This is a genomic window from Neopusillimonas aromaticivorans, from assembly GCF_030344915.1.
Lineage (GTDB): Bacteria > Pseudomonadota > Gammaproteobacteria > Burkholderiales > Burkholderiaceae_B > Neopusillimonas > Neopusillimonas aromaticivorans.
Window position 1 is genome coordinate 1519052 of record NZ_CP128233.1, and the last position, 24250, is coordinate 1543301.

At 56.5% G+C, this 24250-nt stretch carries 14 protein-coding genes and 4 pseudogenes; all 18 read right to left on the minus strand.

Features of this window, described 5'->3' with window-relative positions; all coding sequences use genetic code 11:
• Positions 1–60: 60 nt before the first annotated feature.
• Positions 61–2162, minus strand: a pseudogene (gene fusA / locus N7E01_RS08270) (elongation factor G).
• 15 nt (positions 2163–2177) lie between these two features.
• Positions 2178–2648 carry a 30S ribosomal protein S7 gene (rpsG, locus tag N7E01_RS08275; RefSeq protein ID WP_289175500.1) on the minus strand — a complete coding sequence of 157 codons (471 nt, stop codon included), beginning with the start codon at positions 2646–2648 and terminating at the stop codon, positions 2178–2180.
• Between the two features lie 135 nt (positions 2649–2783).
• Positions 2784–3164, minus strand: coding sequence for a 30S ribosomal protein S12 (gene rpsL / locus N7E01_RS08280; protein ID WP_093971862.1), 381 nt, complete (start codon positions 3162–3164; stop codon positions 2784–2786).
• A gap of 330 nt (positions 3165–3494) precedes the next feature.
• Positions 3495–3950, minus strand: a complete 456-nt coding sequence (locus tag N7E01_RS08285; RefSeq protein WP_289175503.1) for a MarR family winged helix-turn-helix transcriptional regulator — start codon at positions 3948–3950, stop codon at positions 3495–3497.
• A 66-nt stretch (positions 3951–4016) separates the two neighbouring features.
• On the minus strand, positions 4017–4949 hold the full coding sequence (locus N7E01_RS08290) for an ABC transporter permease (protein WP_289175505.1): 933 nt from the start codon (positions 4947–4949) through the stop codon (positions 4017–4019).
• 1 nt (position 4950) lies between these two features.
• Complete coding sequence (locus N7E01_RS08295) at positions 4951–5976, minus strand: ABC transporter permease (RefSeq protein ID WP_289175507.1); 1026 nt, start codon at positions 5974–5976, stop codon at positions 4951–4953.
• Complete coding sequence (locus tag N7E01_RS08300; protein WP_289175509.1) at positions 5973–6245, minus strand: hypothetical protein; 273 nt, start codon at positions 6243–6245, stop codon at positions 5973–5975. The genes N7E01_RS08295 and N7E01_RS08300 overlap by 4 nt, the downstream gene beginning before the upstream one ends.
• 13 nt (positions 6246–6258) lie before the next feature.
• The gene (locus tag N7E01_RS08305) at positions 6259–7491 is read right to left on the minus strand and encodes an ABC transporter ATP-binding protein (protein WP_289175510.1); all 1233 of its coding nucleotides are present in this window, start codon (positions 7489–7491) and stop codon (positions 6259–6261) included.
• A 40-nt stretch (positions 7492–7531) separates the two neighbouring features.
• Entirely contained in the window at positions 7532–8506 is a 975-nt protein-coding gene (locus tag N7E01_RS08310) for a BMP family protein (protein WP_289175512.1), read from the minus strand.
• A gap of 52 nt (positions 8507–8558) precedes the next feature.
• A complete protein-coding gene (locus N7E01_RS08315; protein WP_289175514.1) occupies positions 8559–9245 on the minus strand; it encodes a cysteine hydrolase in 687 nt (228 codons plus the stop codon).
• A 41-nt stretch (positions 9246–9286) separates the two neighbouring features.
• Positions 9287–9544: an acetone carboxylase subunit gamma gene (locus N7E01_RS08320; protein ID WP_289175516.1), complete on the minus strand. Its 258-nt coding sequence runs from the start codon at positions 9542–9544 to the stop codon at positions 9287–9289.
• Positions 9545–9563: 19 nt separating this feature from the next.
• On the minus strand, positions 9564–10181 hold the full coding sequence (locus N7E01_RS18710) for a hydantoinase B/oxoprolinase family protein (RefSeq protein WP_350494986.1): 618 nt from the start codon (positions 10179–10181) through the stop codon (positions 9564–9566).
• Positions 10182–10197: 16 nt separating this feature from the next.
• The gene (locus tag N7E01_RS08325; RefSeq protein WP_350494987.1) at positions 10198–11382 is read right to left on the minus strand and encodes a hydantoinase B/oxoprolinase family protein; all 1185 of its coding nucleotides are present in this window, start codon (positions 11380–11382) and stop codon (positions 10198–10200) included.
• A 2-nt stretch (positions 11383–11384) separates the two neighbouring features.
• On the minus strand, positions 11385–12083 hold the full coding sequence (locus N7E01_RS08330) for a hydantoinase/oxoprolinase family protein (RefSeq protein ID WP_289175518.1): 699 nt from the start codon (positions 12081–12083) through the stop codon (positions 11385–11387).
• Positions 12026–13512: pseudogene (locus N7E01_RS08340) on the minus strand (hydantoinase/oxoprolinase family protein). The gene N7E01_RS08330 and the pseudogene N7E01_RS08340 overlap by 58 nt, the downstream one beginning before the upstream one ends.
• 296 nt (positions 13513–13808) lie before the next feature.
• Positions 13809–15631, minus strand: a pseudogene (locus N7E01_RS08345) (acyl-CoA dehydrogenase).
• Positions 15632–15816: 185 nt separating this feature from the next.
• Positions 15817–20070, minus strand: a complete 4254-nt coding sequence (gene rpoC / locus N7E01_RS08350; RefSeq protein WP_289175524.1) for a DNA-directed RNA polymerase subunit beta' — start codon at positions 20068–20070, stop codon at positions 15817–15819.
• A pseudogene (gene rpoB / locus N7E01_RS08355) lies at positions 20070–24179 on the minus strand (DNA-directed RNA polymerase subunit beta). Before rpoB ends, rpoC begins: the two are co-directional and overlap by 1 nt.
• Positions 24180–24250: the final 71 nt, after the last annotated feature.

Below are 24250 nucleotides of genomic sequence, written 5' to 3' on the forward strand. Positions count from 1 at the left end.
GAGTTTTCAAGGAAACAAAAAATTTATCCTGCCCACACCGTGTGGGCAGGGACTGCATCATTACTTGCTGCGGGCGCTAACGACTTCGTCAGCAACGTTCTTTGGAGCTTCAGCGTAGTGCTTGAACTCCATCGTGTAGGTTGCGCGACCCTGGGTTTGCGAACGCAAACTGGTTGCATAACCAAACATCTCGGCCAGGGGAACTTCAGCCTTGATAATCTTGCCACCGCCGACCATGTCGTCCATGCCCTGAACCATACCGCGGCGTGAGGACAGGTCGCCCATGACCGTACCAGCGTAATCTTCAGGCGTTTCGACTTCAACGGCCATCATGGGCTCGAGCAGCACGGGGCTGGCCTTGCGCATACCGTCTTTGAAGGCCATGGAAGCCGCCATACGGAAAGCGTTTTCGTTCGAGTCAACATCGTGGTACGAACCGAAGAACAGCGTAACCTTGACGTCAACAACGGGGTAGCCTGCAATAACGCCGGCCGGCAGTGTTTCCTGAATACCGCGATCAACCGCAGGGATGTATTCGCGAGGAACCACACCGCCCTTGATGGCGTCGACGAATTCGTAACCGCCGCCAGGAGGCAGGGCTCGAGCTTGAGGACAACGTGACCGTACTGACCACGACCGCCCGACTGCTTGACGAACTTGCCTTCGATCTCTTCGCAGGTTTTGCGAATGGTTTCGCGGTAGGCCACTTGAGGCTTGCCCACGTTGGCTTCGACACCGAATTCACGCTTGAGGCGGTCAACGATGATGTCGAGGTGCAATTCACCCATGCCGGAAATAATGGTTTGACCCGATTCTTCGTCGGTGCGGACACGGAACGAAGGGTCTTCTTGTGCCAGACGCGACAACGCGAGGCCCATTTTTTCCTGGTCAGCTTTGGTCTTGGGTTCGACAGCCTGCGAAATGACGGGCTCGGGGAACTCCATGCGCTCGAGGATGACGTGATTGTCAATATCGCACAGGGTTTCACCCGTGGTAACGTCTTTCAGGCCAACCACAGCCGCGATGTCACCGGCAACCACTTCCTTGATTTCGGAACGGTTGTTCGAGTGCATTTGCAGAATACGGCCAATGCGTTCTTTCTTGCCTTTGACCGAGTTGAACACGGTGTCGCCGGAATTCAGAATGCCCGAGTAAACGCGGATGAACGTCAGCTGACCGACAAACGGATCAGTCATGAGCTTGAATGCCAGCGCCGACATCGGTGCCTTGTCGTCGGCCGGACGAGTAACGGGGTTGCCGTCGTCGTCTTGACCATCGACCGGAGGAATATCGATTGGCGAGGGCAGGTAGTCAATCACCGCGTCGAGCATACGCTGAACGCCTTTGTTCTTGAATGCCGTACCGCACAGCATGGGCTGGATTTCGCAAGCGATGGTACGCAAACGCAGACCTTTCTGGATCTCTTCTTCGGTCAGCTCGCCGGTTTCGAGATACTTGTTCATCAGATCTTCGTTGGCTTCAGCCGCCGATTCAACCAGCTTTTCGCGCCATTCATTGGCCACGTCAACCAGTTCAGCCGGAATGTCGATGTACTCGAACTTCATGCCCTGGCTGGCTTCATCCCAGATGATGCCCCGCATCTTGATCAGGTCAACCACACCCTTGAAGTTGTCTTCAGCACCGATGGGCACAACGACAGGTACAGGGTTGGCTTTCAGACGCAGCTTCAGCTGATCGTAGACCTTGAAGAAGTTGGCACCGGTACGGTCCATTTTGTTGACGAAGGCCAGACGGGGAACCCCGTACTTGTTGGCCTGGCGCCATACCGTTTCGGACTGGGGCTGAACGCCACCCACCGCGCAATACACCATGCAGGCGCCGTCGAGCACACGCATGGAGCGTTCGACTTCAATGGTGAAGTCAACGTGGCCCGGGGTGTCGATAACGTTGATACGGTGCTCGGGGTAGTTGTTGCCCATACCACTCCAGAAAGCCGTTGTAGCTGCCGAAGTAATAGTGATACCGCGTTCCTGCTCTTGCTCCATCCAGTCCATCGTGGCGGCGCCATCGTGCACCTCACCGATTTTGTGGCTGACGCCTGTATAGAAAAGGATGCGCTCGCTGGTTGTGGTTTTACCTGCGTCAATGTGCGCAGAAATACCAATGTTGCGATAACGCTGGATTGGGGTTTTACGGGCCATTTGTGTGTCCTTAGATTACCAACGGAAATGGCTGAAGGCCTTGTTGGCCTCTGCCATTTTGTGCGTGTCTTCGCGTTTCTTCATTGCGGCGCCACGACCTTCGGAAGCGTCAAGCAATTCACCGGCGAGGCGCAGATCCATCGATTTCTCACCACGCTTCTTGGCTGCTTCACGCAACCAGCGCATGGCCAGTGCCAGGCGGCGCACAGGGCGCACTTCAACAGGCACTTGATAGTTCGCACCACCCACGCGGCGGCTTTTCACCTCGACGATAGGCTTGATGTTGTTGATGGCGGTATTGAAGACCTCGATGGGCTCTTTGCCAGTTTTAGCCTGGATCTGCTCAAGCGCGCCGTAAATAATACGTTCTGCGACAGCTTTTTTACCGGACAACATAACAACGTTCATGAATTTGGCGAGTTCAACGCTACCGAATTTAGGATCGGGCAGAATCTCACGTTTGGGTACTTCGCGACGACGAGGCATTTTAATATTTCCTTGTGACAGTTCAGTTGTACCGTGCCTTGCACGGCCACGACCATTCATACATAAATGGCCACTTACATGCCATGGCCTTATGCCATAGCTGCACTGAGCGGGCCAGACAATCTGGCCTGATTTTTACTTACCAGCTTTAGGGCGCTTTGCACCGTACTTCGAACGAGCTTGCTTGCGGTCTTTGACACCTTGCAAATCGAGCGAGCCACGGACAATGTGGTAACGAACACCAGGCAAGTCTTTTACACGACCACCGCGCACGAGAACCACCGAGTGCTCTTGCAGGTTGTGGCCTTCACCGCCGATGTACGAAATGACTTCGAAACCGTTGGTAAGACGAACTTTGGCGACTTTACGAAGCGCTGAGTTAGGCTTCTTGGGAGTTGTGGTGTACACACGGGTACACACGCCACGGCGCTGTGGGCAGTTTTCAAGAGCAGGGCTCTTGCTCTTGGCGCGAGTGGCTTCGCGCGGTTTACGCACGAGTTGGCTAATGGTTGGCATGACCTTAACGCGTCCTTTCAATGTACTTGCGTACGATTTTTACGTTGTGAAGCGCAAACCGGGCACCCCGGCTTGCTTCGAGAGCTAGCAGCGCCCAGAAACAACAAAGGGCGGTTTACGCAAAACCGCCCAAACGCATACAACAAACGTAAAAGAGCGGGTCTTGCAGCAAAATCCGATTAGCTGCTGCTTGCCGGCCAAGGCTGCAAACTGGCAAAGCTTATACCATGGCCAAACAAATTTTTCGGATAGCTTGCCACTTTAGCATGAAGGCCGGATAACGGTCAATACACCAAGAACAAGTTATTCGTCAACCCGGCAACAACCCGCTTAAAAACAGACATGCTCACCAATCTTCTTGAGGCATATCTCGAGGCTTTCCCGCTCTTGGGGAGTAAGGACTTCGAGGGCAAAGTTGATGATACGATGCGCAGCCGGCCAGGCCTGGGCATATTTTTCACGACCGCTGTCCGTCAGGTAAACCCGTGTCAGACGATTGTCATCGGGATCAGGCGCACGACGCACCAAAGAACGCTGCTCCATCTGGTCGATGACACGGCTGAAGACAGCGGGCTTGGCCACAATGGCACGTGCAATGTCGCCGATGGGCTTGCCGTCTTCTTCAAGCAAATACTGCAGCACCCGGAAGTGAACGTAGGTAATGTCCAGTTTGCGCAACGAACTGTCGCGCAAGTCTTGCTCGAGACGATAAATGATCGACGCCATTTGAAACGCAACATTGCGATCAAGGCCCAGGTTTGGCGGAGTGAAGTCTGTATTCGACATGCGCTGAATTATATAAAAACTGAATCGAATTATTCTCAACGTACACCAGACACAGCACGGCGGGCGTCAAACCTTCAGGTGCCGGCGTAGCGAGCGGAACGGTTCGCCCAGACCTGCAGGCCCCACCGAACGACTGGCAAAAAAGACCAGCGTCAACAAAGCGAGCACGTACGGCAGCATGACAAAGAATTGATAGGGCACCGCCGGATACCAGGTCTGAAGACGAATTTGCAGGGCATCGGCGAACCCGAAACCCAGACACGCCGCCAACACGCCCAATGGATGCCAGGCCCCGAAGACCACGCAGGCAATCGCAATAAACCCCCGCCCCGCCACCATGCCCTCGACAAACGCATTGACCTGACCCAAAACAAGGAAAGCGCCACCCAAACCCGCCATCGCGCCACCAAACACTACCGCCACAAAACGATAGGCATTGACACGAATACCGGCGGCATCGGCAGCCGCAGGCGCTTCACCACAGGCCCGCAACTCAAGCCCGAAGGACGTTCGCTTGAGAAAATAAAACAGGAAGAATGCTATGACGACCATCAGGTACACCAATGCATTCTGACCAAACAGGATCGGCCCGATATAGGGGAGGTCGGACAAGGGCCCGAAATCAATCGACGAGAACGACGGAATGGACACGGGCGACTTGCCGATAGTCAGACGATAACCGAACCCCGACAACCCGGCGCCCAGCACGACCAGCGCCAGACCCGACACAATCTGGTTGGCCCCCAGCGCAATCGAAAACACCGCATGCAAGGCCCCGAGCGCCATCCCGCCAATGATGGCCGCCAAAACCCCGAACCACGGGTTACCGGTATACACCGCAAACAGCGCCGACAAAAACGCCGAAAAGAGCATAATGCCTTCCAGGCCCACGTTCATGACCCCGGCACGCTGGCTGACGACCTCGCCCAGTGCGGCAAATGCAATTGACACGCTGAGACGGATTCCGGCCGCGATCAAACCGACAATGACCAATTCCATCTTATTCTCCCCGGTGCCGCTTGCTCAGGGCATCGAAACACAGAAAACCAAAAATCACGACACCCTCGATGATTTTGACGATTGGAAAAGGGATGCCTGCCTCACGCTGCAACACGCCGGCCCCGACATAAAAAACAGCAAACAGCAGTGCAGCCAGGGGAACAAACGCCGGAGACAAGCGAGCCATCAGGGCAATGGCAATGGCGGCCTGACCATATCCAGCTGAAAAGTCATCCTGCAACCGTTCGTGGATGGCTGCGACCTGAACCGTACCGGCCAACCCGGCTAGGCCGCCGCTGAGCAGCATGGCCCACATCACGACACGCCCTTCTTTCAACCCGGCGTAACGGGCTGCAAACGGATTTTTCCCGACCACAGAAAGCTTGAAGCCGAAAGCAGACTTGCCAACCAGAATGGCCGTAAAGACCACCGCTGCCAAGGCGACAAACAAGCCATAATGCACGCGCGAACCATCAATCAGCGGCATGAGCAGCAAGGTATCGGGCAAATAATCAGACCATGGCATCAGACGCGATGGCTCTTGCAACGGCCCCCGGATCAACCAGCTGAGAATTTGCAGAACGATAAAATTCAGGACAATGGTGACAATGATTTCACTGGCCTTGAACCGCACCCGCAACCAGCCCACCAACACGCCCAGCAGACCACCACCGACAAAGCCGAACGCTAGGTAGACGATGATACCCAACGGCATGGGCAAGGGTGCCGCCAACGGCGCCAGCACAAAACCAACGATCGCCCCCATCACCAGCTGCCCATCGCCGCCAATGTTGAACACACCGGCCCGAAACGCTATGGCAACCCCCAAGCCGACCAATGTCAGCGGGATGCATTGCGTCAGCACTTCATAAAACCCCGCCTGGGTACCCAACGTATACGCCAGCAACGCACCATACGCGCCAAGCGGATTCTTGCCGGCAATCAAGATGAACAGTGCCGGAACCAGCGCTGTCATGAATACGACAGCAAGCAGCAGGGGCAATACCCCCAGGGAAGGGTGCTTCATCGCCCGGTCATCCATTGACCAACCTCGTGTAATGTCGTTTCTGAAACGCTGACCGGACCATAGAGCCGACCTGCCGCCAGCACCATGATGCGGTCAGCGACCTGCCAGGCTTCGGCGATGTCGGCCGAAGAAATCAGCACGCCCGCACCGCGATCACGGCACGCAATCAACTGATTGTTGACAAAGGCAATGGTCTGGACATCCAGACCCCGCGTCGGATGGGCGGCAATAATGACGCGCGGCGCATTGGCCAGTTCTCGCGCCAGCACCAATTTTTGCTGATTACCCCCGACAGCTGACCGAGGCTGGCTTGCAGACCGGGGTGCGGACGGCATAACCCTCGACAGCCTGTTCCAGGGCCTGATGCACCGCCGCCGGTCGCAACCACCCCCGGCGATTGAACCGGGCCTGACCCAGCTGCGTCAGCAACCAGTTATCCGCCAGGCTGGCATTCTGCACCACCGCATCACGCAACCGGTCTTCCGGAATGTGACAGACCCCGCCACGGCGAATATCCGTCACCAATAACCGTGCCCCTGCGGGCGCGAACCAGTACTCAATCTGACCCCGCTCAGGCAAAGCCAGACCGGCAAGCGCATTGATCAGTTCAGTCTGACCGTTACCATCGACTCCGCACAGCACCAGAATTTCGCCGGCACGCAACTCAAAGCTGACATCCAGCAAAGCCGTCGTTCCATTAGGGCGTTTGACCGACAAGGCCGATACACCCAGCAAGCGTTCGCCTGGAGCCTCGGGTGCAGCGCGTTTGTTGATGGACGGCATTTTGTCGCCCACCAGCAGACGGATCAGATCATCGCGGGTTTTGTCGCCAACCGCCGATACGCTGACCACTTTGCCCAGCCGCATGACGACAACGCGGCGGCACGTTTCCAGAATATCCTCGAGTTTGTGACTGATCAGGATGACTGCCGTGCCATTGGCGGCCAGCTCTTTCACCATCCGGAACAGGGCAGGGCGCTCTTCCTGTGACAAAACCGCCGTCGGTTCGTCAAGAATGAGCAACTTGGGGTTGCGCGACAAAACCTTCAGGATCTCGACCCGCTGCTGCTCACCTACGGTCAAGCGGTCAACACGCTGCTCGAACGGGATATCCATGCCCAGCCGCCCGGCAATCGGCCGGTAGTGAGCCTGCAGAGCGACGAGGTCGAGCCGTGACGTCCCCCAGCGCCGATCACCCAGCGCCAGGTTCTCGGCAACCGTCAATGCCCCCACCAGCTTGAAATGCTGATGGACCATGCCAATGCCCGCGTCGGCCGCATCACGCGGTGAACGCAGGAGCACCGGCTTTCCACTGATTCTGATTTCCCCGGCATCCGGGCTGATCAACCCCGAAATCATGTTCATCAGCGTCGACTTGCCGGCACCGTTTTCGCCCAGAATACCAATAATTTCACCGGCGGCGACCTCAAAACTGATGTGGTCGTTGGCCATCAGCGCACCAAACCGCTTGGTTAACCCGTCAAGCTCAAGCAGCGGGGAAATCAGCTCAGCCATTTCACATGACTCCTTCTGGCAACAGTGGACAGATCAGGGGTTAACGGATTTTGGGCAAATCGGTAATCGAGCCATCACGGATACCGTCGATAATCTTTTGCACCTCAGTCTTTTGAGCATCGGTAAGCACTGCATCAAACTTGCGATACGGTGCCAGACCAATGCCGTTGTCATTCAGGCCCAACAGATAGTTTTTGGGTTCAATCGAGCCATCAATGACCTTGCCAATCGCCATGTCAATATTGACGTAGAAGTTGATAAGCGCGGTGGTAACGATGGTGTCCGGAGCCATTTCGGCGGCATCGAAAGCCGTACCGATCATCAGTGCACCCTTTTCCTTGGCCGCCTGAAGGGTACCCAGCACGTTTTCATTGCCAATCCCTGAAACCACGTCAGCACCACCATCAATCATGCTGGAGGTGATTTCTTTTGCCTTGGCAATGTCGGTAAACGAACCCACATAAGCCGATACGACCTTGACGTCGGGCTTGACGCGCTTGGCACCCATGGCAAACCCCTCGTCGTACTCCTGGATGGTCGGTACCGGAATGGCGGGAATATTACCGATCGTGCCTGACTTGGTCAGCAAACCCGCCACCGCACCGGCGATATAACCCGCATCGCCCCAGCGGTTGTCAAACGAGGCCAGGTTGGGGGCTTCTGAAACCTTGGCGGTATTGATGATGAACCAGGTTTTGGGATAGCGCTTGTGAATACGCTTGGCCGGGTCTGCAAACTGGAAACCATGACCAATCACAACGTCATAACCATCCCGGGCATACGAGGCCAGCGCCTCTTGTGATTCGGCCACTGACGTGTTTTCGCGAATCGACACCTGGATGTTGGGGTATTTCTCTTGCGCCTGCTTGATACCTTGTGCCGCGGCACTGTTGAACGTGCCGTCGGTGACGGGGCCAGGTAATACCAAAGCTACCTTGATGTTATCTTTGGCCTGGGCATATGAAACCAGCGGCATGATGACCAGACTTACAGCAACGATGATGCGTCTTAACATGTGAACCTCCGTTGAGCTGAAACAAGGGGAAATACCCCGTTAGGGAAACTGCTTACGACTTCGCTTTTTGCAAACGTTCAACCACCTCCGTACTGCTCATGACATTGCCAAATTGCTGCACAATGTTTTCGAGTGCCGCGCGATGCTCTTCATCTGACAGCGCCGCGCAACAATCCGACAGCATCGTGACCTTGAAGTCCATCATCATGGCGTCGCGTGCCGTCGATTCGCAGCAGATGTTCGTCTTGGTACCCGCAATCAGGAGACTGTCCACACCCAGGCTGCGCAGCACACGCTCCAGCGGCGAGGACCCGGGAATCAGGGCGCTGTAGCGATTTTTGACCATCACCATGTCTTCGGCAGCCGTCTGCAGCTCTGAATACACCGACTGGTTTTCAGGTGCGTTGCTTTGAATCGTGCGATCACGGATGTCGCCGGCCACGATGTAGTTGTAGAACAGGTCCCAGTCACTGCGACCCTTGAAATGGGTATTGGCGTGCAGCATCCAGATTACGGGTACACCCAGTTCGCGCAACTTGGGTGTCAGCGCATTGATATAGGGCACGATGCCGCGCGACTGGGCGACCTCTGCCGGGGCCCCGACCTCGCAAAACGTGTTTTGCATATCAATAACAACCAGGGCCGTCTTGCGGGGGTCGAGATGTTCGTACAGATGCAGCCGGCCCCGACGCTTCATTACACGGTCGATGATTTCCGGTCTGATGTCAATGTTGTGCATTACGACTTCCTGTAAAAAAATAAGGATGATTAGGGACGGGGCTAGACGTGGACAACGTCATAAAGGTACGGGTCTTCAGGCAGCGACGATTCGCTGTCAAGCAGCTGGCCACACGACGGGCAACCGAACTCGCGCAGTTCCAGCTCGGGGTGCACCGAGTCTGACCACCCGGGCAAACTGGCCACAAGGGTACGTTTGACCATGGCCTTGTCTTTCCAGTGCTCACCGGCCTTGGCCACCACCGAGTCGCACTGGCTGCAGCAGACGACTTGGATACCGTGTTCCTCGCGGACGTTCAATGTGGGGAAATTCGTGTATTCATGCCTGTACTCCTTGTTCAATTCGCTCGTGACGCATGTCCTGACGCAAGCGCTCGGTCGCCGCAAGATCGGCAACGCCATTGTTCAGCACCACGCCATAGGTCTCCCGAGCCGCCCGGGCAGAAATCGAGCGGCGCTCAATGTCATGGACCACATCCTCTACCGGACGCTGCAAGGGGTCGCCGACACCGCCACCGCCATTCCAGCGCAGATAAAACGCATCCCCTTGCCGCAGCGGAAAGACACCCCAGCTAACCGGCTTTTTCTGCCCAGTCAGTGCCTGGGCGCGGGTCTGATCGACGCGGGTGGTTTCCGTAGTGTCGGCCTCGCCAGTGAACAGTACATAATCGTTGGCAGTCCCTGACACCCCGCCCGCCAGACCGTCGCTCATGGGGAAACGCGAACCCTTGCCGGATAACACGAAATTGATGCCGCCATCCGGGCTGCCATGCGGCACAATCGCGATCTCGCCGCCAAGACCACCCCGATAACGTCCGGCGCCACCCGAGTCCAGCATGCGACGACGGAACAGGTAGCGGATAGGGAAGGCCCCTTCAACCGTCTCCACATTCGCCATGCGCGAAATCGGGTTGGGCATTTCACCGCCGATGTCCACACCATCGCCCCAGGTTTTAGCCCCCGGATCCGGCAAATGTTTCAGTCAGCGTGTCGATGGCCAGACGGCCTTCCCGCGTCTTGCCGAACATGAACACCGCAAAGTGATTGGCGTGCCAGACGGCCGTAGCCTCATCTTTGTACTTTTCGCTGGCTGCGAGCATTTTTCCAATGGCCGAACACGCCGCATTGTTGACCGACTGAATGGCACCCACCGTGGCCACCGAGACGGGCGCTGGCCGGGTGCAGTTCACAATCGAACCTTCCGGTGCAATCATCTTGATCGGCTCAACGGCACCCTGGTTCCAGGTAATGTCGTAGCACAGCAGCGGGAACAAGGGCGCAAACAAGCCGCCCAATGCCGCCCACTTCGTACAGTTCACGCTGTACTCGGACTGTGGACTCGAACCGGTGAAGTCAAACGTCAGCGTATCGTCCTTTTTCGTCATGGTCAGGACGACCTTGGCCGTATTGCCCAGGACATCAATGTATTGACGCGATTGCCAACTGCCATCGGGCAGTTCGCGCAAACGCTGACGCAGCAGTTGCTCGGACTGCTCGATCAGGGTCTTGCCGACATGATCAACCGCATCGGCACCGTACTTGTCGATCAGGGCAAGCATCCGTTCACCCGCCACGTTGTTGCAGGCAATCAATGATCGCAGATCCAGGGCCACCATTTCCGGACTGCGAACCATGTTCAGGAACGTGTCCCAGATGTCCTGGCGCATTTCGCCACGACTGACCAGCTTCAGGCCAGGGCTGCTGAACCCTTCGCTGAAAATGTCCCTGGCATCGGGGGCAAAACCGCCCGGGTTCATGGCGCCGATATCGGAGACGTGTACAAAACAGGCGCTCCAGGCCACCAGTGTGCCCTGATGGTGAATCGGGGCCAGCATGTAAACATCCGACGTATGCAGTGCTGCCGTATACGGATCATTGAGCATGAAAATATCACCCGGCTCGATCTGGCCTTCAAACCGCCGGATAATCGCCTTGCACGCTTCCGCCGCACTGGTCAGGTGATGCAGAAAGCCCACGCCGCCCATCAGCAACGATCCGTCGGCGCGGTAAAGACTGACCATCAGGTCATGGCCTTCGTTGGTAATCGCCGTGCCCGAAACATGCTTGAGCGTAATGACGGCCTCCTCAACGACACGGAACAGTCGGTGACGAATGATGGAATAGGTAATCGGGTCCATGATCAGACACTCCCTTCGAGTTCAATCGCAATATTTCGGTATTCGTCCATTTGAGCGGTCTGCCCTTGCTGCAGGACAATCGTGGTGATGGGCGTATGGATGACGGCCAGGCCTGCCAGCCGGTTGCCAGGACTCAGCTTTTCAAAGTTGTAGATTTTTGCGGGCGCCAGCTTGCCCTCGGCTTCGACAAAAATGTTGCGCTCACCCATCAGGGCCGCACTGGAATCTTCGCCTTGAAGCGCCAGTTTTTGCACTTCGGGTTTCTTGAGCAAACCGCGGGCGGTCAAGCGGAACAGCTTCATCTCGATACCGGCCTCGCGATAGGCCGAGCCCTTGCCGAATTTGCGCTCGTACAACGCCTCAAAGTCGGCAATCAACTGATCCAATCCGGCTTGTGTCAACGGCGTTTGGCCATGCACCGATGTGGTCAATTCGTGCACCTGACGGGCGTAACGCAAGTCAACCGACCACTCCAGGCGAATCGCGTCTTCGTCAAAGCCTTCACTCTTCAACTGTGCGATAGCGCGTTCGACCATCGGTTGATACAACGCGTTGATTTCCGCAGGGTCGACATGGCCCGGCAAGGTCCGGGTGGTGGAGTACTGGTGCACGATATCGGCCGATACCAGACCAAAGGCGCAATTCACCGAGGCGGTATACGGCACCACGATTTTCTTGACGCCCAGTTCCGCACCGAACATGGCAGACAACATGCCACAGGACCCCCAAAGGAATGCATCACGAAATCACGTGGGTCCAACCCGCGCTCAACCGTGATTTCGCGGATCAGGTCAGTGATCTGGGCTGACGCCAGGCGATACACCCCGATAGCCGCCTCTTCAACACTCATGCCCAGCGGGCGAGCCACCTGTTTTTCAAACGCCTCGCGTGCCGCTTGGGGGTTCAGCTGGATCGATCCTCCGAGGAAAGTACCCGGGTCCATGTAACCGATCAGCATGAACACATCGGTCAGTGTGGGTTCTGTCCCCCCAGACCGTAACAAATCGGGCCGGGACGCGAACCTGCCGAGCGGGGACCGACGCGGGGCTCACCGGTCACCTTATCAATGCTCACAATCGACCCACCACCGGCACCAATGGACACCACCTCAATCTTGGGCGCGGTGTAGTGATAACGATCAACCATCGGTTCGCGGGCGAATTCAATTTCGCTGTTCTGGATAACGCTGACCTTGAAGGTCGTGCCGCCCATGTCAACCGCAATGACATCCGGCTGATCAAGAATTTCGCCCAGCGCCTTGCTGCCAATCACCCCGGCCGCAGGCCCGCACTCCAGCATGCCCACCGAGCGCTCGGCCGCTTCATCGGCAGGCAGCAAACCGCCGTAACCTTGCATCACCATCAATGGTCCACGGTAAGCCGTTGCTGCCAGACGACCGGCCAGATCCGCCAGATAACTTTTCGTGATGCGTCCGGAATATCCGTTGATGACTGCTGTTGAAGTACGTTCGTACTCACCGGGCATGGGCGCAATATCACTGGACAAGGTGCAGTACACCTCCGGTGCCACACGTGCGACGATGTCCTTGACCATCCGCTCATTGGTCTCATTGATGAATGACCACAAGAACGACACAGCGATGGCATCAACACCCTGTTCCTTGACCAGGTAATTGACAGCGGCCTCAACCTCGGCGGGGTCAAGGGTCTTGAGAATGGTGCCACTGGCATCAACACGCTCGGCCACCCCCACAATGCGCTCGGGCGGTACCAACGGGTCGGCACGCTCGGTTTTCACAATGTGCTTGATCTTGTCTTCGGTCAGGCCGCCCCAGCGTCCGTAGGCACCCCGTGTTACCAGCAACGTATCTTCAAACCCTTTTGTCGTCAGCAATCCAACCCGCGCACCATCACGGGTCAGGATGCAGTTATCGACCACGGTGGAGCCGTGAACGAACAGATAGGTTTGCGCCAGCAAACTGTCAACGGTTTCGCCCATCGCATCGGCCGCCGAACGAATCGAGTCGAAAATGCCGGTCGCGAAGTCGGGCGGGGTGGAAAGGGCCTTGCCGATGCGAATGGGTTCGCCTGCTGCGAATACCACGGTGTCGGTACACGTACCGCCAACGTCGGTCGCAATCACATATTTGTTTCCTGCAGATACAGCCATACCGTTCAAGCCTCCGGGTAGTGTGAGTAACGCTGGACCATCTGACGGTGGAAGCGTCGTCTTAATATGTAAAAACACATGTAATTGCAGCTGTTATAACAGCTGCAATTACACATAAAATATTGGTGTTTTCACTCTTGGTAGTTGTACTGTCGGTAAAACTACCAATATCCGGGAGCCTGATTCAAAAGTCGCGAAGCGTATTTACTTGGGAAGTACACATGTGAAAAAACCCCGTTTCCTGGTCAGGTCAACGGGGTTTTTTACGTCTGCGTCTGCACGAGACGCCTTGCGCGTCAGTGGGAACGCGGGCGCGGCAATCGGGCCACCAGATGACCTGCGGCAATAGCATCGGCATAAGCCGCTGCTCGAGGCAACAGATGTACGGCATGGAATACCGCTGTCGCGCGTTTCTGGTGATGGAATTCCGTGGCCTGACCCGCCTGCATGGCCTCATGGCATGCCAACACGGCCCGTGCCATCTGCCAGCCACCCTGTACGATGCCTGTCAGCATCAACAGGGGCACGCTGCCCAGATACGCCTGATACATATCGGTACGTGCCGCCGCCAACGTCTGTTCCAGCCCACGCAGATACGCGGCCACCGCCAACTCAAGCCGGTCGGCAATAAATGACAAGGTTTCGGCGTCATCTGCAGCCGCACCGGACGCCGTATGACGCAAGGCCTGAATGGTGCCGGTTATTTGTGTGCCAACCTCTCGTGCCAGCGTGCCGCCATCGCGCAAAATTTTCCGGCCTACGAAATCATTGGCCTGAATGGCGGTCGTCCCCTCGTAAATGGGCAAAATGCGTGCGTCGCGAAAGAACTGGGCCGCACCGGTTTCTTCGATATAACCCATACCGCCATGCACCTGAATGCCCAGCGACGTGACCTCAACTGCTGACTCGGTTGCAAAACCTTTGACAATCGGTACGAAGTAGTCATACAACGCCTGACAACGTGCCCGTTCAGCCGTATCCGGGTGAGAATGGGCCTTGTCGGCAAGCCCGGCCGCATACAGCGCCATGGCACGATTGGCTTCGGTCAGGGCACGCATCGTCATCAACAGGCGCTGCACATCGGGATGATGATCTATCGATACCGGTCCCGACGAACCGTCGACCGCCCGACCCTGAATCCGCTGGGCAGCATACGCCTGCGCACACTGCAAAGCACGATCGCTGATGGCAATGCCCTGCAGGCCAACCGCATAACGGGCCGCATTCATCATGATGAACATGTATTCCAGCCCACGGTTTTCCTCACCAACCCGATAACCGATGGCACCGGCCCCCACCGCGCCTTTTGAGTCGCCGTAAAGCATCACCGCCGTCGGACTGGCGTGTATACCCAGTTTGTGCTCCAGCGAAGCACACCAGACATCGTTACGCGGCCCCGGCGTGCCATCATCGTTTACCAGAAACTTGGGCACGATGAACAGTGAAATGCCCTTTACCCCCTTCGGGGCATCGGGTGTTCGCGCCAAGACCAGATGGACGATGTTTTCAGCCATGTCATGGTCACCATAGGTGATGAAGATCTTCTGGCCAAACAAACGGTAGGTGCCATCCGCCTGCGGTACGGCGCGCGTCGCCACCGGGCCAAATCTGACCCGGCCTGTGGCTCGGTCAGATTCATGGTGCCCGTCCAGCGCCCTTGCAGCAACGCAGGGATATAACGCTCGCATTGCACCGCCGAACCCGCCGTCGACAAGGCTTCGATAACCCCGTCGGTCAGCATGGGGCACAGAGCAAACGCCATGTTTGCCGCGTGCAACGCTTCGGCTGCCGCAGCACCCAGAACACGGGGCAAGCCTTGACCGCCCCATTGCGGATCATGGTGCAGACCCTGCCACCCACCCTGGGCAAAGGCCTTGAAGGCCTCACAAAAACCAGCGGTGACCATCACCTGACCGTTATCACAACGCGCCGGCTGAAGATCGCCAGACCGATTCAGGGGTGCCACCACGTCTTGTACAAAGCGTGCATTTTCATGCAGCACCGCATCAATCGTGTCGTGACCAAGATCCGCATGCGGGGGCAGGGCGAGCACCCCGTCCAGATCAGCCAGCGCGCTCAAGACAAAACGAAACTCTTCCACAGGTGCCTGGTATGTCATACAACCTCGCTGTATATCGCCTGCACAACGAACACAGGCATAAACGTCATGAATAAAAAAACGATAATAGTACGAACCCGCCATCGGCTGGCACCGGAACCGGTTCAACCATGAAAAAGCCCCGCCTGCCAATGAGGCAAGCGGGGCTTGTTCGGGCAGCACCCCGGCACGCCGGGGTGAAGGGTTTATTCTTCGGTGCCGCCGTTTTCTGTAGTGCCGGTATCGGCACTGTCAGCTTCCGGTGCAACATCGACCGTGACAGGGGCGTCCTCGAAGGGGTTGGCCTGTGCACGGGCCGCCAGACGTTCGGCTTCCTCGTGTTTTTCTTTGGCCTTGCGCGCCATGTGGTACGACATACCGGTACCCGCCGGGATAAGCCGACCCACAATGACGTTTTCCTTGAGACCACGCAAATCGTCGCGCTTGCCCATAATGGCGGCTTCGGTAAGCACGCGTGTGGTTTCCTGGAACGACGCCGCCGAAATGAACGAGTCGGTCGACAACGAAGCCTTGGTAATACCCAGCAAAACGTTATCGTACGTTGCAGGGATCTTGCCGTCAGCTTCCATACGATCGTTTTCGTTGAGCAGTTCAGAACGTTCGACCTGTTCACCGTTGATGAAGCTGGTATCGCCCGAATCAACGATGTTCACACGACGCAGCATCTGACGCACGATCACTTCGATGTGCTTGTCGTTGATCTTCACACCCTGCAGACGGTAAACGTCTTGCACTTCATTGACGATGTAGGTGGCCAGACGCTCGATCCCCTGCAGACGCAGAATATCGTGCGGGTCGGACGGGCCGTCAACAATCATTTCGCCTTTGTTCACCACCTGGCCGTCGTGCACCAGAACCTGTTTCTCTTTCGGAATCAGGAACTCGTGGCTGATGCCGTCCATGTCGGTAATAACCAGACGCTGCTTGCCCTTGGTGTCTTTACCAAACGAAACCGTACCCGTGACATCGGCCAACATACCGGCATCTTTAGGTGAACGGGCTTCGAACAGTTCGGCCACACGTGGCAGACCACCGGTAATGTCGCGGGTTTTTTGCGATTCTTGGGGAATACGCGCCAGAACCTCACCAACATTAACCTGCTGGCCATCACGAACCGTGATCAGTGCACCAACCGGGAATGAAATGTTCACGGAGTGATCGGTACCCGCAATCTTGATCTCATCGCCGGCTTCATTCAGCAACTTGATCTGCGGACGCATCATGGTCTTGCCCGTACGCGTCTTGGGTGTGATCACCACCAATGTGGACAAGCCGGTGACTTCGTCAACCTGCTTGGCAACGGTTGCGCCTTCCTCGATGTTTTCGAAGCGGACAATACCCGCGTACTCGGAGATGATCGGACGGGTGAGCGGATCCCAGGTCGCAAGACGCTCGCCGGCCTTGACCGACGCGCCGTCACCCACCACCACGGTGGCACCGTACGGAATCTTGTGACGTTCACGTTCGCGACGGTTATCGTCAAAAATGACGATTTCACCCGAACGGGAAATAGCCACACGCTCGCCTTTGGCGTTGGTTACATAGCGCATGGTGGCGGCAAACGAGACCGTACCGGCAGACTTCGTTTCAACCGAGCTTGCCATGGCCGCACGCGATGCCGCACCACCGATGTGGAACGTACGCATGGTCAGCTGAGTACCGGGCTCACCGATCGACTGCGCCGCAATGACACCGACGGCCTCGCCACGATTAACCAGACTACCACGCCCCAGGTCACGACCATAGCAATGGGCACACAAACCACGACGTGTTTCGCAGGTGAGCGGTGTACGGATTTTGACTTCGTCAACACCAAGGCTATCGATCACGTCGACCAGGTCTTCATCAAGCAGCGTATTGGCGACAATGACGGTTTCCTGGGTGTCAGGGTTGACGATGTCAGCCGCAGTAACACGACCCAGAATGCGCTCGCGCAACGGCTCGATAACCTCACCACCCTCGACCAGCGCCTTCATGGTGTAACCATGTGATGTGCCGCAATCGGTTTCCGTGATGACCAGATCTTGTGTCACGTCAACCAGACGACGCGTCAGGTAACCCGAGTTCGCTGTTTTCAGCGCCGTGTCGGCCAGACCTTTACGTGCACCGTGGGTCGAAATGAAGTACTGGAGTACATTCAGACCCTCGCGGAAGTTCGCCGTAATGGGGGTTTCAATAATGGAGCCGTCTGGCTTGGCCATCAGGCCACGCATACCTGCCAGCTGGCGGATCTGGGCTGCAGAACCCCGCGCACCCGAGTCAGCCATCATGTAGATGGAGTTGAAGGACTCCTGGCGAACTTCGTTACCGTGACGGTCGATGACCGGCTCGGTCGCCAGTTGTTCCATCATGGCCTTGCCGACCTTGTCGCCGGCCTTGCCCCAGATGTCAACCACGTTGTTGTAGCGTTCCTGGGCCGTGACCAGACCCGACGAGTACTGCTTGTCGATGTCTTTGACCTCGGAACTGGCCTGAGCCAGGATTTCTTCCTTGACGGTCGGAATGACCATGTCGTTCATGGCGATGGAAATACCGCCACGTGTTGCCAGACGGAACCCGGACTGCATGAGCTTGTCGGCAAAAATAACCGTAGCGCGCAAACCGCAACGACGGAACGACTGGTTGATGAGACGCGAAATTTCTTTCTTTTTCAGCGCACGATTCAGTGTCGAGAACGGCAAACCATGCGGCAGAATTTCGGACAACAGCGCGCGACCCACCGTGGTCTCGTGACGACGCAATACCGGCTGGAATTCACCTGTCGCGTCTTTTTCGTATTCGTTCAGACGAACAGTAATACGGGTTTGCAGTTCGACCTCACCCAGGTCGTAGGCACGCTGAACTTCACCGACGTCGGCAAAGAACATGCCTTCGCCCTTGCCGTTGATACGCTCACGAGTGGTGTAGTACAGACCCAGAACGATATCCTGTGACGGCACGATGGACGGTTCGCCGTTGGCGGGGAACAGCACGTTGTTTGATGCCAGCATCAAGGTACGGGCTTCAAGCTGGGCTTCGAGTGACAGGGGCACGTGAACGGCCATCTGGTCACCGTCGAAGTCGGCGTTGAACGCAGCACATACCAGCGGGTGCAGCTGAATCGCTTTACCTTCAATCAGGACCGGCTCGAAGGCCTGGATGCCCAGGCGGTGCAACGTAGGTGCACGGTTCAGCATGACCGGGTGTTCACGAATGACTTCTTCGAGAATATCCCAGACCACAGGTTCCTGGCTTTCAACCAGTTTCTTGGCAGCCTTGATAGTCGTGGCCAGACCCATCATTTCAAGACGATTGAAAATGAAAGGCTTGAACAGTTCCAGAGCCATGAGCTTGGGCAAACCGCACTGGTGCAACTTGAGCTGCGGGCCCACCACAATAACTGAACGACCCGAATAATCGACGCGCTTGCCCAGCAGGTTCTGACGGAAACGACCGCTTTTACCTTTGATCATGTCGGCCAGCGACTTGAGCTGGCGCTTGTTGGCGCCTGTCATGGCCTTGCCGCGACGACCGTTATCGAGCAGCGAATCAACCGACTCTTGCAGCATGCGCTTTTCGTTGCGCAAGATGATGTCAGGTGCTTTCAGTTCAAGCAGACGCTTCAGACGGTTGTTACGGTTGATGACGCGACGGTACAGATCATTCAGGTCGGACGTGGCGAAGCGGCCGCCATCCAGCGGCACCAGCGGACGCAGGTCGGGTGGCAGTACCGGCAGCACTTCCATGACCATCCAGTCGGGCTTGATGCCCGATTTCTGGAAACCTTCAAGCACTTTGAGACGCTTGGAGATTTTCTTGATCTTGGCATCGGAACTGGTGGCCTTGAGCTCGGCACGCAAGGTGTCGACCTCGCGGTCGATATCGATGGTGCGCAGCAGTTCACGCACGGCTTCCGCGCCCATCAGGGCGTGGAAGTCGTCACCATATTCTTCGGTTTTAGCCAGGTAATCGTCATCGGACATGATCTGGCCGCGCTTGAGCGGGGTCATGCCGGGTTCAATGACGCACCATGCTTCAAAGTACAACACGCGTTCGATATCGCGCAGTGTCATGTCGAGCACCATGCCCAGGCGCGACGGCAGGCTCTTGAGGAACCAGATATGCGCAACCGGGCTGGCCAGTTCGATGTGGCCCATGCGTTCACGACGCACTTTGGCCACCGTGACTTCAACGCCGCACTTTTCGCAAATGACACCGCGGTGCTTCAGGCGCTTGTACTTGCCGCAAAGACATTCATAGTCTTTGATGGGACCAAAAATCTTCGCGCAAAACAGGCCGTCACGCTCGGGTTTGAACGTACGGTAGTTGATGGTTTCCGGCTTGCGAACTTCGCCGTATGACCACGACCGTACCTTTTCGGGCGATGCAATGCCAATTTTGATGGCGTCGAATTGCTCGTCTTGCGAGACTTGTTTGAATAGGTCGAGTAGCGCTTTCATTAGTTACGCTCCAAATCCATGTCCAGCGACAAAGATCGAATTTCTTTGACCAGAACGTTGAACGACTCTGGCATACCTGCGTCGATGACGTGGTCACCCTTGACGATGTTTTCATAGACCTTGGTACGGCCTGTGATGTCGTCAGACTTGACCGTAAGCATCTCTTGCAGGGTGTACGAAGCACCATACGCTTCGAGGGCCCAGACCTCCATCTCACCAAAACGCTGACCACCGAACTGCGCCTTACCGCCCAGGGCTGCTGGGTAACCAGCGAGTAGGGACCCGTAGAACGCGCGTGCATCTTGTCGTCAACCAGGTGATGCAGCTTGAGGTAGTGCATGTAGCCCACCGTGACCGGACGTTCAAATTGTTCGCCGGTACGACCGTCAAACAAAACCGCCTGGGAACGGTCGGGGGTGAGCCTGAGCTTTTCAGCGATCGGGTCGGGATACGCCAGCTCGAGCATTTTGCCGATTTCTTCTTCGGTGGCACCGTCAAAGACGGGCGTAGCCAGCGGCACGCCATTCTTGAGGTTGCGCGCCATTTCGACAATCTCGGTGTCTGTCAATTCATTCAGACGTGCCGAAGCACCTGTCGAGTTATAGACTTTTTCGAGGAATGCACGAATGTCCTTGGCTTGCGCCGCAGTTTCAGCATCAAGCATATCGGCGATGCGATGACCCAGACCTTTGGCAGCCCAGCCGAGGTGAACTTCCAGCACCTGACCCACGTTCATCCGTGACGGAACGCCCAGGGGTTCAGTACGATGTCAGCCGGGGTACCATCGGCCATGTGCGGCATGTCTTCAACAGGGGTAATGCGCGAGACAACACCCTTGTTACCGTGACGACCGGCCATCTTGTCACCCGGCTGCAAACGACGTTTGACGGCCAGGTAAACCTTGATCATCTTGAGAACGCCCGGGGGCAACTCGTCACCTTGCGTCAGTTTCTTGCGCTTCTCTTCGAAAGCCAGGTCAAACTGGTGACGCTTCTGTTCGAGCGATTCTTTACCCTGCTCAAGTACGAGCGCATCGGCTTCATCTGCCAGACGGATATCGAACCACTGCCAGTGATCAACCTCGTGCAGGTATTCGGCAGTAAGAGCAGTGCCCTTGGCCAGCTTGCGCGGACCACCGTTCACGACCTTGCCCACCAGGAATTTTTCGATACGGTCGAACGTATCTTTTTCAACGATACGCAGCTGATCGTTGAGGTCTTGACGGTAGCGGCGCAACTCGTCGTCGATGATCGACTGGGCGCGCTTGTCGCGTTCAATGCCTTCACGGGTAAAGACCTGAACATCAATGACCGTACCGACCATGCCTGACGGCACGCGCAGCGAGGTGTCTTTGACGTCGGACGCTTTCTCACCAAAAATGGCACGCAGCAGCTTCTCTTCAGGCGTCAGCTGGGTTTCGCCTTTGGGCGTCACCTTGCCCACCAGAACGTCGTCGGCACGCACTTCAGCACCAATGTGCACAATGCCGGAGTCGTCAAGGCGGTTCAGCTGGATCTCGGGAAGATTGCTGATGTCGCGTGTGATTTCTTCAGGTCCGAGCTTGGTATCGCGGGCAACAACCGTCAGTTCTTCGATGTGAATCGAGGTATAGCGGTCGTCAGCAACCACTTTTTCCGAAATAAGAATCGAGTCTTCGAAGTTGTAACCGTTCCAGGGCATGAACGCGATAAGCATGTTCTGACCCAGAGCCAGCTCGCCCAGGTCGGTCGATGCACCGTCGGCCAGCACATCGCCACGCGCAACCAGGTCACCTTTCTTGACGATAGGGCGCTGGTTGATGTTGGTGTTCTGGTTGGAACGGGTGTACTTGATGAGGTTGTAGATATCAACACCCACCTCACCGGCCACGTTTTCATCATCGTTGACACGAATCACCACACGCTCGGCATCGACGTGATCAACGATACCGCCACGCAAGGCCTGTACCGTCGTACCCGAGTCAACGGCAACCGTACGTTCGATACCGGTACCGACCAGAGGTTTCTCGGGACGCAGACACGGAACGGCCTGACGCTGCATGTTGGCGCCCATCAGTGCCCGGTTCGCGTCATCGTGCTCAAGGAACGGAATCAACGATGCGGCCACCGATACGATCTGCGACGGCGCAACGTCCATGTAGTGAACGTTATCGGGCGACGTCAGCATTGTTTCGCCAGCCTGACGGCAAGCCACCAGATCGCTGATGAAACGGCCTTCTTCATCAAGCTCGGCGTTCGCCTGCGCAATGACGTAGTTACTTTCCTCGATGGCTGACAGGTAGTCGATCTGGTCGGATACCTTGCCGTCGATAATCTTGCGATACGGGGTTTCGAGGAAACCGTATTCATTCAGGCGCGCATACAGCGCCATCGAGTTGATCAGACCGATGTTCGGACCTTCAGGCGTTTCGATGGGGCAGACACGACCATAGTGTGTCGGGTGAACGTCGCGAACCTCAAAGCCAGCTCGCTCGCGTGTCAGACCGCCAGGGCCCAGTGCCGAAACACGACGCTTGTGCGTGATTTCAGACAACGGATTGGTCTGGTCCATGAACTGCGACAGCTGGCTGGAACCGAAGAACTCTTTGATAGCCGCAGAAATGGGCTTGGAGTTGATCAGGTCATGCGGCATCAGGTTTTCAGTCTCAGCCTGACCCAGACGCTCTTTGACGGCACGCTCGACGCGAACCAGACCGGCACGGAACTGGTTTTCTGCCAGCTCGCCGACGCAACGTACACGACGGTTACCCAGGTGATCGATGTCGTCAATCTGGCCACGGCCGTTACGCAACTCGACCAGCACCTTGATGGTTTCAAGGATGTCGTCGTCGGTAAGGGTGAGCGGACCGGTATTGTCTTCACCACGACCCAGACGGCTGTTGACCTTCATGCGACCAACACGCGACAAATCGTAGGACTCTTCGCTGTAGAACAAGCGCTGGAACAGGGCCTCGACCGCTTCTTCGGTGGGTGGCTCGCCGGGACGCATCATGCGATAGATCGCCACACGTGCCGCCATCTGGTCGGCCGTATCGTCGGTACGCAAGGTTTGCGAAATGTACGGACCGCGGTCCAGATCGTTGATGTACAGCGTCTGGATTTCGGTGATGCCGGCCGCGCGCAGGTCGGCCATCAGGCCTTCCGTGATCTCGTCGTTGGCGTTAGCCACCACTTCGCCCGTATCGGGATCAACGATGTTCTTGGCCAGTACACGACCAAACAGGAAATCTTCAGGGACTGAAACCTGTTCGACGTTGGCGGCTTGCAAGTCGCGCAAGTGCTTGACGTTGATACGCTTGTCTTTCTCGACAATGACTTTGCCCGAACGATCGGTGATGTCAAAACGCGCCATTTCGCCTTTCCAGCGCTCGGGCACGAAATTGAGCAACCCGCCTTCACTCTTGATAGTGAACGTGTCAAAGTCGAAGAAGTACGACAGAATGTCTTCGGAAGACATGCCAATGGCTTTAAGCAGAATCGAAACCGGCATCTTGCGACGACGGTCGACACGGAAGAACAGGACGTCTTTCGGGTCGAATTCGAAATCGAGCCAGGAGCCACGGTAGGGAATCACACGTGCCGAGAACAGCAGTTTGCCCGAGCTGTGTGTCTTGCCGCGGTCGTGCTCGAAAAACACGCCGGGTGAACGGTGCAGCTGCGACACAATGACGCGCTCGGTACCGTTGATGACAAACGAACCCGTATCGGTCATGAGCGGAATTTCGCCCATGTACACTTCCTGTTCTTTGACTTCCTTGATGGTCGGCTTGCTGACCTCACGGTCCATCAGGACCAGACGTACCTTGGCACGCAAGGGCGAAGCATAGGTAAGACCACGCAACTGACATTCTTTGACGTCAAACACGGGTTCGCCCAGCACATAGCTGACAAACTCCAGACGTGCCATCTGGTTGTGACTGACGATGGGGAAAATGGATGTAAAGGCAGCCTGAAGGCCTTCATCTTTGCGTTGGGAAGAGGGGACATCCGCTTGCAAAAATGTTAAGAATGATTGCAGTTGAGTCGCCAGCAAGTAGGGAACGTCTTGAACGTCCTCACGTTTGGCGAAGCTCTTACGTATGCGCTTTTTTCGGTGTACGAATAAGGCATGAGCACTCCGACTCGAGGGGTTACATGGGCCGTCAACCACGGCCTGGTTTACGACTCTAGGAAACCTTACT